At 42.7% G+C, this 11136-nt stretch carries 10 protein-coding genes; 3 read left to right on the forward strand and 7 right to left on the reverse strand.

Annotation, left to right across the window (positions count from 1 at the left end; genetic code table 11):
- Both PLH26_RS15790 and PLH26_RS15795 read right to left on the reverse strand, forming a co-directional pair.
- A partial coding sequence (locus PLH26_RS15790; protein ID WP_324586995.1) for a LytR/AlgR family response regulator transcription factor occupies window positions 1-682 on the reverse strand: 682 nt, incomplete at its 3' end.
- A complete protein-coding gene (locus PLH26_RS15795) occupies window positions 679-1083 on the reverse strand; it encodes a hypothetical protein (RefSeq protein ID WP_324586996.1) in 405 nt (134 codons plus the stop codon). The genes PLH26_RS15790 and PLH26_RS15795, both read right to left, overlap by 4 nt.
- A gap of 81 nt (window positions 1084-1164) precedes the next feature.
- Between PLH26_RS15795 and PLH26_RS15800 the strand changes: the two genes are divergently transcribed.
- Window positions 1165-3315: a hybrid sensor histidine kinase/response regulator gene (locus tag PLH26_RS15800; protein WP_324586997.1), complete on the forward strand. Its 2151-nt coding sequence runs from the start codon at window positions 1165-1167 to the stop codon at window positions 3313-3315.
- Between the two features lie 60 nt (window positions 3316-3375).
- Here PLH26_RS15800 and PLH26_RS15805 read toward each other — a convergent pair whose 3' ends face one another.
- Complete coding sequence (locus PLH26_RS15805; RefSeq protein WP_324586998.1) at window positions 3376-4098, reverse strand: hypothetical protein; 723 nt, start codon at window positions 4096-4098, stop codon at window positions 3376-3378.
- Window positions 4099-4200: 102 nt separating this feature from the next.
- Between PLH26_RS15805 and ade the strand changes: the two genes are divergently transcribed.
- Window positions 4201-5838 (forward strand): adenine deaminase, encoded by a 1638-nt coding sequence (gene ade, locus PLH26_RS15810; protein ID WP_324586999.1) that lies wholly within the window; start codon window positions 4201-4203, stop codon window positions 5836-5838.
- Between the two features lie 142 nt (window positions 5839-5980).
- Here the strand turns inward: ade and PLH26_RS15815 are convergent, their stop codons facing one another.
- From PLH26_RS15815 to PLH26_RS15825, 3 genes are all read right to left on the reverse strand, one after another.
- Entirely contained in the window at window positions 5981-7345 is a 1365-nt protein-coding gene (locus PLH26_RS15815) for a dipeptidase (protein WP_324587000.1), read from the reverse strand.
- Window positions 7346-7570: 225 nt separating this feature from the next.
- Window positions 7571-8098 carry a hypothetical protein gene (locus PLH26_RS15820; protein WP_324587001.1) on the reverse strand — a complete coding sequence of 176 codons (528 nt, stop codon included), beginning with the start codon at window positions 8096-8098 and terminating at the stop codon, window positions 7571-7573.
- A 128-nt stretch (window positions 8099-8226) separates the two neighbouring features.
- The gene (locus tag PLH26_RS15825) at window positions 8227-9783 is read right to left on the reverse strand and encodes an LptF/LptG family permease (protein WP_324587002.1); all 1557 of its coding nucleotides are present in this window, start codon (window positions 9781-9783) and stop codon (window positions 8227-8229) included.
- 41 nt (window positions 9784-9824) lie between these two features.
- On the opposite strand from PLH26_RS15825, the gene PLH26_RS15830 reads away from it, so the two are divergent.
- Window positions 9825-10433 (forward strand): hypothetical protein, encoded by a 609-nt coding sequence (locus PLH26_RS15830; protein WP_324587003.1) that lies wholly within the window; start codon window positions 9825-9827, stop codon window positions 10431-10433.
- Here PLH26_RS15830 and PLH26_RS15835 read toward each other — a convergent pair.
- Window positions 10430-10810: an START-like domain-containing protein gene (locus tag PLH26_RS15835; RefSeq protein WP_324587004.1), complete on the reverse strand. Its 381-nt coding sequence runs from the start codon at window positions 10808-10810 to the stop codon at window positions 10430-10432. The genes PLH26_RS15830 and PLH26_RS15835 overlap by 4 nt on opposite strands.
- Between the last annotated feature and the right edge of the window lie 326 nt (window positions 10811-11136).

The raw sequence follows: 11136 nt of genomic DNA on the forward strand, positions 1-11136 counted from the left end.
TATTGATCTTCTGCATCACACCCGATTTATGGGTTTTGCTGATGGGTATCATATTACCATTGATGAATAAAACATTTTCCTGTATATCATTGATCTTGGTAAAATTTACGATGTAGGAACGGTGCACTTTCATAAATACCTGCGGGTTTACCTTGGTCTCTAAATTTTTGATGGTATTGTGGGTGATGTATTTTTTTGCGGGAGTGATGAACTTTACATAATCGCCCATGCTTTCAATAAACAGTATATCATCGTTGTGGAGCCGGATAAGCTTGCCGTCTGTTTTTATGAACATATGATCCTGTTCGGAATTGCCATTCAACTGCTCGGTTTTTTTACTTACTTTTTGTATCGCTTCCAGGAAGCGCTGGTAAGTAAAAGGCTTTTTAAGGTAATCTGTAACGTTATACTGGAATGCATCATAAGCATATTCGGTTTTGGAGGTAGTAAGGATAACCTGTGGTGTATACACCAGTTGATCCAGCAGCTCAAAGCCGGTGGCGCCGGGCATTTCAACATCTAAAAAAATAAGATCAATAACATTGTCCTTTAAAAAAAGGAGGGCATCTTCCGCATTAAAAAAATGATGAGCAACGTCTATAACGCCCGATTTTTCACAAAACCTTTTAAGAAATTCGGCGGCAACCTGCAGATCTTCTACAATAATACTCTGGTACTTCATAGATATTGGGAATTGTATTGTTTCAATCGCTTGATTTCATTTTCTGTGATCTTTATCGCTTCAAGGCTGATACTTCTGATGTGATGAAACCCGCCTTCGGCTTCAGCCATCGTTGCAGCCTGAGCACATACCGCTTCAAAAGATGCAAATTCCTGCATGGTTTCGTTGAGACCGATATATCCGAATAAGGGCTTCATTTTATGGATCACTTTCTTTAATCCCGCTGTATCTCCGTCGTGGAACCTGTTTTCCGCCAGCTGCAGCTCAGCGCGCAACTGCTGCACTGTTGATTCAAAAACCAGTTCGGCCTGCTGCAGATCCTCTCCGTACAGCTCCAGCAGGAATGCTACGTCCAGTTCAGGCGAGAAATTGAACGCTATTTTATGATCTTCATTATACATTATCACAATTTGTAAACCACAAAGGCGTTGTAACTTTTGCGTTGAATAATTATTTATTGAGAAAAAACATCATCTCAGATTATGCAAACGAACATTTTAGACAGATTAGTATCTTTTTGCTATAGTATTTTAAACAGCGGCATTGATCCTTCAAAGGGGCATGAGGAGAACAAAAGTGTACAAAGGCTCATCATTTTTATCTTTTTCGGCATAGGTGTGAACCTTATTTCGGTGCTGCTGAATGTTATACATGGATTGTACATAAGCGTTTCCCTTAATATCACTTCCATCATCTTATTGTCGGTTTGCTATTTTTTAAATAAGGATGGCAAAAGAGTGTTTGCAAAAGTGCTGGGTATAATTACAATTAATCTCTATTTGTTTGCCATCAGTTATGCCGAAGGCTTAAAGGCGGGAGAGCACATGTATTATTTCCCTTTTTTACTGGCGCTTATTTTTGTAATTGATATCCGTAAGAATTATGAAGAGCTGATAATGACTTCAGTGGTAACTTTTATTACTGCGGCATTGATCTTTATTGTTGCACCCTATGTAAGTAACGTTCAAATCATCAGCACAGAGCAATACAGCGCTTTATTCAGCTCAAACCTCAGCCTTTCACTGGTTATAACGGCATGCTTTACGTACTACATCTTAAAAACGCTGGAGATCAATGAAGAAAAACTGCTTGATGAAACACGATTCAAAGACACGGTATACGATACTTCATTAGACAGTGTATTCATTGTTGATATCCATACTATGGCAATAACCGGCTGCAACAAAAAGGCCATGGAAGTGTTTGGGTTCACAGCTAAGGAAGATATCCTGGGCACCCCTGTGAGACAACTTTTGGGCAATGCAATGGAAGAGCATATAGTGGTGCAGGGAAAACAGCAGTTTGTAAAAAAATCGCCCTGGTACGGTAATATGGATTTTACGCGAAAGGACGATACTCCTTTTTTTGCATATGTAAACATTGTTCCCTTTTCACACAGGGAGTTCAATTATTGTAAGATCAGCATTCTCGATATTACAGAGATCAAAATTGCTGAATTTGAAATATTAAAAGCCAAGGAAAAAGCAGAAAAGGCGGTACAGGTAAAATCGAGGTTCTTGTCGAACATGAGCCATGAGCTCCGGACGCCGCTAAATGCCATTATCGGTACTACCAATATCATATTGCACGAAGAGTATCTGCCCTCACAAAAGCAAAGCTTTGAAGTACTCAAGTATTCTTCGGAGCACATGATGCAACTGGTGAATGATATTCTTGATTTCAGTAAAATTGAGGCAGGAAAAATGGTGCTTGAAAACGCACCGTTCAATGTGAAAGCATTTTTACAAAAAGTAGTAGCTTCCTTTACTGCCCCGGTTGTGGCCAAAGATCTTGCACTCAAGGTAGAAGTGAACAGCAATGACAACCTGGAAGTATATGGAGATGAAATGCGATTGATACAGGTAATGAACAACCTGCTGGCTAATGCCATCAAGTTTACAGAAAAAGGCACAGTTACGATAGAAGTAAAAGCGGTTAACCACAAGGGTCATAACATCGACATATACTTTGCGGTTAAAGACACCGGTATCGGTATTGCGCAGGGTAAGATGCGACAAATCTTTGAAAGCTTCACGCAGGCAGACATCGAAACAACACGAAAATTTGGCGGCACCGGACTGGGACTTGCCATAAGTAAAAAAATAGTTGCCCAAATGGGGGGTAACCTGCAGGCCGAAAGCAGTATTGGAACCGGCAGTACTTTTTATTTTACGCTGGGCTTCAAAATTGCACAACGGCAAAAATCATATGTTGATGAAAACGAGTTGAAAGGGCTTTCAAGCCTCGAAGGAATAAAGGTGCTGCTTGCGGAAGACAATCCCATCAATATGATCGTGGCAAAAAGATTCCTGCAAAAGTGGAACATTGAAGTAGTGGAATCCGAAAACGGGGTGAAGGCCGTGGAGCTTTTTTATCAGCACAATCCCGATTTACTGCTCATTGACCTTGAAATGCCGGAAATGGATGGTGCGCAAACTGTTGCGGAAATAAGAAAAACACATCCGTATATCCCGATCATTGCCTTTACTGCAGCTACATATGAAAATATAAAAGAAGATCTGCTCAGTAAAGGCTTTAATGATTATGTGCCTAAACCTTTTAAGCCCGAAGAGCTGCACAGGAAAATAATGCAGTTCACCGAAATGCTCAATATTCATAAAAAAGCATCATAGAAAAGGTGAAAAAAATTACAGTTTTTCTCACCTTTCACTTTTTCACCCCGGTAATCCTGCTTAATGGGGATTTTCCAATTCCTTGATATCAAGCGAAGCGTTTACATCAATTTTGGTGATGGTGGCCTTTATCTCCCCTACCATAGGACTGCTGACCACCATATTATAGGCGAAGAGAAACCCTTCAGGCGTTTTTTTGTAGTTTGAATAATTGGTGGTTTGCTCAACCTCCTGCCCCGCTACGGTTGCTTTTGTAGTATTACGCACGAGGTGGTAGCTGGCGGCGTCTATGTAAATGGTGGATAGAACATCTCCTTTGCTTAATTTTATTTTGTGCACCGCTGCTCCGTTAACGGTGTCTTTTCCTTCGTAGGTAGCGGCATAGCCGTTTTCCTTATAATTTGTTAGTTCGCCACCCGCGCTCAATGAGCCTGCTGCGCTCTTTACTGCTTCATCGGGTAATGGCTGGGCTTCTGTGCTGCCTGTTAACGGGTTAATGGACCAACCCTTATCCTTACCGATAAAAGTGATTATTTTCTGACCCTGCACTTCTATTTCCTGGCGGGTAGCTGTATTATACACGATCCATATTTTGGCGGGCAGCTCCATTCCCATTGCCTGCATATTGGTTTCCATAACAATGCTTTTCAAACCGTTAATTTTTTCTTTTCCGCCCAACGCATTAATATAGTTGGTTTGCAGCTCTTCAACTGTTTGTGTGTATGCACCTGTTACCCAAATACAGGCAAAAATGGTCAGCATTGCAAATCCTGATTTTTTCATTGATTTATTTTTTAATTGGTTCCGTCAAAAATAAGTTTTTCCGCACTGGTAATGTTTTCCGTTTATCATTTAACTTGTTGCCGGATCATTAATTCCTCTAACATGATGGGTACTACTACTCAAATTAAGGGCCGGATTGTGGATATTTGGCAGCAAACCATCTTTCCGGGAATAATTTCTTTATCCGGGAGTAAGATACAGGCAATCCGGAAAACGGCGGACGAGGATGATGAACTTCCGTTTATTCTGCCCGGCTTCATCGACGCGCATATCCATATTGAAAGTTCCATGCTGGTACCTTCGCAGTTTGCAAAGCTGGCGGTGGTGCATGGTACGGTAGCTACAGTAAGCGATCCGCATGAAATTGCGAATGTATGCGGAATAAAAGGGGTGGAATATATGATCAGCGATGGTAAAAAAGTTCCATTCCATTTTTTCTTTGGCGCACCCAGCTGCGTACCTGCCACTGTATTTGAAACTGCCGGCGCAGAATTGAATGCCGGGGAAATTGAAAAGCTGCTGCAGCGGGATGAGATCAAATACCTCAGCGAGATGATGAATTTCCCGGGCGTTTTGACGAAGGATCCCGAAGTAATGAAAAAAATTGCTGCTGCGCATAAATTGAACAAGCCGGTAGACGGGCATGCGCCGGGCCTCAGGGGCGAACAGGCGAAGCAATATGCAGGCGCCGGTATTTCAACGGATCATGAGTGCTTTACAAAAGAAGAAGCGCTGGATAAGCTGGAGCAGGGCATGCATATTCTCATCAGGGAAGGGAGCGCTGCTAAAAACTTCGGGGCCCTGGTTGATCTGTTGAACCACTACCCCGAAAAGATAATGTTTTGCAGCGATGACAAGCATCCCGACAGCCTCGTTGAAGGGCATATTAACCAGTTGTGTGCAAGGGCTGTTGATAAAGGCATAGATCTGTTTAAAATATTAAGGGCGGCCTGTATTAACCCTGTTTTGCACTATAAGCTTGAAGTGGGCCTGCTCCGGGAAGGCGAAAGTGCAGATCTTATATTGGTGAAAGATCTGGCGGGCTTCGAGGTATTACAAACTTATATCAAAGGTGAATGTGTTGCCCGAAATGGGAAGAGCCTGATGCGGCTGGCCGGAAGTAGTGCAGGCAGGGATGCCGTGATCAATCGTTTTTCCTGCAGCGCCAAAGCCGTGAATGACTTTCGCCTTGCGGAGCCTGCCGGATTGCCGGCAATTGAAGCGCTGGATGGGCAATTGATCACCAATAAATGGATGGAAGGGAAACTGTTGTCTGAACCGGATATTGCGAATGATATTTTGAAAATAGTGGTGGTTAATCGTTACCAAGACGCCCCTGTGGCAATGGCATTCATTAAAAATTTCGGATTAAAGAAAGGGGCTATCGCGTCTTCAGTTGCACACGACAGTCACAATATTGTTGCGGTTGGCGCAGATGATCTTTCCATTTGCAACGCTGTAAATATGATCATTGAGCACAAAGGAGGCGTTAGCCTTTGGTCGGGAAATAGTGAACCGGGAAATATGATATTGCCCTTACCGGTAGGCGGCTTAATGAGCAATGAAGACGGCTACCGCGTGGCGGGGCAATACGCTGCTATTGATCGGGCAGCCAAAGCGCTTGGATCAACCCTGTCGGCGCCTTATATGACCTTGTCTTTTATGGCTTTACTGGTTATACCCCACCTGAAGCTCAGCGATAAAGGATTGTTTGACGGAGATGATTTCAGGTTGATGTGACAAGCGGTGAAAAAGCTATGAGATATTTATATTGCTTCGTGTAACGATAAGTGTGAGACGATAAACTTCTCAGCCCTCTCCTTTGAGGATATATTATCATTCACTCAGCATCAGCTGTTTTTGATAAGCGTTATTCTCCTGGTCACTGTTCCGCAAAATACCGGTGAAAATAGGGTATGGTTTCTATGCCCTTGTAGAAATTAAAAATATCGAACTTTTCGTTTGGCGAATGGAGATTATCGCTGTCGAGCCCAAACCCCATGAATACAATTTTAATCCCCAGTTCTTTCTCAAACAGCGAGCATATAGGAATGCTTCCCCCGCCACGGACCGGGATAGGAGCCTTCCCAAAAGTAGTTTCAATTGCTTTTGCCGCGGCACGGTAAGCAGGTGAATCAATCGGCGTCATATAGGGTTCCCCGCCATGATGTTCCTCCGCCTTTACAGTTACCCCGGCCGGGGCAATGCTTTTGAAATATTTCAATAATTTGTCTGTTATATCTGCCGATGACTGGCTGGGTACAAGTCGTGCCGATATTTTTGCATGTGCTTTGGCAGGCAGAACGGTTTTTGCACCTTCGCCTGTATAGCCGCCCCAGATGCCATTGAGCTCCAGTGTTGGGCGGATGCCGGTTCTTTCATTGGTGGTAAATCCTTTTTCACCCCACAGAGCCTCTACCCCGAGGTCGTTTTTATAAGCTGCTTCGTCAAAAGGAGCTTCAGCCATGAGTTTTCGTTCTTCCTTTGTTGCATTTACCACGTCATCATAAAATCCCGGGATGGTGATGTGGTTGTTTTCATCGTGGCAGGAAGCGATCATTTTAGCCAGTATGGTTATGGGGTTGGCTACAGCGCCGCCGTAAACCCCGCTGTGCAGGTCGCGGTTGGGCCCTGTTACCTCTACTTCTATATAGGATAGTCCGCGTACGCCTATATCTATTGAAGGCGTATCCATGCTGATCATTGCCGTATCGCTGATCAGGATCACATCGGCGCTTAACAATGCTTTCTGGGATGCAACAAATTTGGCTAAGTTGGGAGATCCGATCTCTTCTTCCCCTTCAATGATGAATTTAATATTTGTAGATAAAGTATTGGTTTTAACCAGGGTTTCCAATGCCTTTACATGCATATAGAATTGTCCTTTATCATCGCAGGATCCGCGGGCGAAAATTTTGCCGTCCCTGATCACGGGATCAAAGGGGCCGCTATTCCAAAGATCAAGAGGATCCGGAGGCTGTACATCATAATGTCCATATACCAGCACCGTTGGTTTTGAAGCATCAATTGTTTTTTCTGCATATACTACGGGATGACCTTCTGTTGGGAATATTTCAGCCTTATCGGCGCCTGCTTCCACTAATTTTTGTTTAACCGCTTCTGCGCAGGCTGCCATATCTTTTTTATGTTCACTATTGGCGCTTACTGAAGGAATGCGCAACAGGTCGAGCAATTCGTTTAAAAAACGGTCTTTGTTTTTGAGCTGGTAATCTTTCCATGCTTGCATGATCTGAAATTTTAGGATGAAGAAGACGGAAGTTAGGTGGTTTTTGCGATACAGCAGAACAACCCCGGCCAGAGAAACTGTTATTGCCTGCTATAAAAAAATTTACAATTTTTTAGGATTGGTTTTATAGGCTCAGCGCTTTATATTTGCAATCGCATTGCAAGTCATATATCAGCCTTTGTTGGTCCAACCGTTTAAGGAAGGTTCTGACAAAGGCTGAGCCAATTAAGGGCTGTGAGGATACTTTTTCCTGCGAAATGGCATAAACGCGGCAGACAGAATGATATACACAAGCGCTAACCCTGCCAGTAAAAATTTCATCGCGGCCAGCGCGGTGGTAACAGCCGAAGTGAAAGCAGTTGCGAAAAAGTGAACAGAAAAGCCCATAACAATATTCTCCGCCACGTCAAAGATCATGGCCAGCAAACTTCCAAACGCAAGCAGCACACCTAATCTTTGCGGCCATCCGGTTTGATAATGAACCGAAAAATACCCGCAGGTAGAATATAAAAAAAGCCCGTAAAAAGGAATGAGCAGAAAATCCAGCAGCATATTGATGTGGAATGCCCCTCTCAGGGAGCCTTTCCAGGCCATTGCAATGGCTTGTGTGTGGGTTGACTGACAGCTGAATTCGAGCGACAGGATGCCATAAGGAGATGCCGGCGTAATCAATTGTCTCCCCTGCAATTGCAGCAACAGCAAAAAGAATATGGTCCCGGCGAAGAAAAAGCCGATGATTTTCCAGTTCGTCATTTGTATACCGTGTGCAGGTCAGGCAATGAATCCGTTCGTTCTTTTTGAGCCTTATTTGAGCTGCGGAAGAACGCTTCACGTCAAAGTTTATCCTCAGCTGAAACGAATGGATAAAGATAAGTCAAAAATCAGTTCTGCCCTTTTGCCGGTTTAATTTTACCGATAACGGAACGAATGCTCCGGAACAGGCGGTAATAAAACTCTTTGTTGAAGAGTTGCGAATCATGCATGGCCTTATAAGTAAAAAACATACCAACGGGCAGCAATACCAATGTAGAGAGCCACATGCCTAAAAATGCCGAAGTAATATCTTCCCGCACAAATTTTTCACCAAACATATTAAGCAGGTGAAAAATAAGAAAAAATATTACTGCTATCACCAGTGGCATGCCCATGCCTCCTTTGCGGATAATGGAGCCCAGGGGAGCGCCGATCAAAAAAAGAACAACGCATGCGAGAGACAATGAAAATTTCCTGTGCCATTCTATGAGATGAAAGCGCAGGTCTTTTTGTTTCATACGGGCTTCTTCGGCTATGATATCGAGACTGTTCTTTTGGCTGCTTATTCTGTCAATAGCCCTTGAAATCGTTGTTCTCCGGGCTGAGTCGGGCAGCAATTGAGCGTATCCTCTTCCTTCTGGAGGAGTTAGTGCAAGCGCCACGCTGCCTCCTCTTGGATTGTATTCGGGCTTTTGGGGTACCGGCAGCTTGCTGGTGCCATAGGGTTGAATATCGGCAGTGGTTATCTTTTCAATCACAGGAGGTTCTTTTTTTTGAGGAAGCAGTTCCCGTTTTACAAAAGAATAAACGATCCCTACTTCGCGGTCGGTCTTTTTTTCAATATCCCTGCCTGAAGTTTTTTTAAGTGAATCAATGGTTCTGTCCAGTTGCTTTACATTCAGCATCCTGAAATTGTCCTTAAAGAGACTGTCGGGTGTTTGCATCATTTTAAAGGAACTGAGATCAAAAACCTTTTTATAGTTTTTGAAGCTCAGCCTTATATAGTCTGTATTGATCGTATATGATGGTCCTCTTTCTTCATAACGCCACCCGTTCTCCAGGTAAAACTCAAGAAACTTTTTATCGGCGCTGATGTTCATTTTACCATGTTCGGCGATAATGATATTATCCTGCAGGTTGTAATTTCTTTCAAAAATAATGATGTTATGGATGGTGGTATTGTCCTTATCTTTCTTCCCTATTTTGATGGTATAGCCGTCAAATTCCCTGAAAAAAACACCTTCTTTAAGGTTGAATGCAGGTTTTGCAACTGTTATATCATACAGTAAGGTCTGGAATTTCAGCTGTGCAACAGGAATAATATAGTTGGAAAATAAGAAGGCAATTATTGAGATCAGGAAAGAAATAATAAACAAAGGACGCATGAAGCGCAGCAGTGGTATGCCGGCCGATTTTATGGCAACGGTTTCAAAGCTTTCTCCCAATTTGCCGAAAGTCATTATAGACGATATCAGCACAGCCAGCGGCAATGCCAGCGGAACTGCCGTTGCAGTAACGTAGCTGGTTAAGCGTAAGATGGTGAAAAAGTCGAGTCCTTTTCCAACCAGGTCATCTATATATTTCCAGAAGAACTGAAGTACCAGGACGAACAGGGTGATAAAAAAAGTGACAACGAAGGGTCCGATAAAGGCTTTGACGATAAGCTTATCTAATTTTTTAATCACGATTTTGTGCTTGCTGTTTTATACCGCTATAACTTTAGCTGATGGACAATACAAAAATACAGTTTTCGGCAGATGAACTGCGTCTGGCAGCAGATGAGCAGTTCATTTTAACAAAGAACCGGATTATTGAAAAGGTTTCTGTTTTTTTTGGTGCGTTGCAAAGCGGCTATCGTACAGTATCTGCCGGTGCTTTTTCTTCGCTCGACATTGTGCAGCATCCTAAAATATCGCGCGGCGAAAATTACAACGGGCTGCCATATGTGATACTGGATTATCCAAGGCATTTCACAAAGGAAGATATTTTTGCCATACGCACGATGTTTTTATGGGGAAATGATTTTAGCATTACGCTACACCTTAAGGGGCGTTATAAAACGCTTTTTGAAGAGCCGCTGATCAAAAATTTGCCATTGTTAAAACATAGAGGCTGGCATTTGCAGATATCAGGAAATGAATGGCAGCATCACTATACGGCTGATACCCACCTGCCCGTTAAGGATCGTGCGGTTCGCGATATGTTACCTGCTATTGCAGGGGGATACTTCATCAAAATTGCATTTTACTTTCCCTTGCACCAATGGGATCAGGCAGGGCAATTGTTCTTTAACTGTTTTACGACCGTAATGCAAATGCTGGATATCAGGGACTAAGCCCCAATGCGGTGAAGCAGCTCTTTTACCTGGTAATCCCAAAGCCGGCTTTGATCGGTAATTTCTTTTTTTTCGGCAAAATCCTTGATCACTAATATGGTTTGGTTGGTCACTTCAGATTTTTCAATGCTGAACTCAAAATATTCTTCTTTGGGAACGTGCAACCAGTGAAAACGGATAAATTTATTTTCTTCTCCTTCCAGCACCTCGGCTTTGTCGGTAGAGCCTTCCCATGTAAAACTGAATACCATATCCCTTTCATCAACCTTGTCGGCGAACCATTCCTGCAGCCCTGCGGGAGTTGAAAGAAATTCATATAGTATGGAGGGGGAGCACCGAACCGGGTATTCCAGCGTATATAATTGTTTTTTACTCATTTTGTCAGTCTGTTAGTCTTAATGTATGATACCCTGCAATAATATAAAATTAATAGAAGCAGCAAAGAATTTACGGAATATTTTTCTTTTAACGGGTAACAAAATCGTCAGGGCCATGATTTTTATGAAAAGGCTGATCCTCAGTGAATAATATTTTTTTCTTATCCCTTCTATTTGCTTAAATTGCTGAAGAAGTGCAATTTCTTATGGTAGCCAGCGTTTTATAGATAAATCCGTATATATATGATTTCTATTAAAACTCTTAAATATTCCTGCATATGAGTATGCGTCAACTCAAAATCACGAAGTCCATTACCAATCGTGAA

The sequence above is a fragment of the Agriterribacter sp. genome, assembly GCF_035444585.1.
Taxonomy (GTDB): Bacteria; Bacteroidota; Bacteroidia; order Chitinophagales; family Chitinophagaceae; genus Agriterribacter.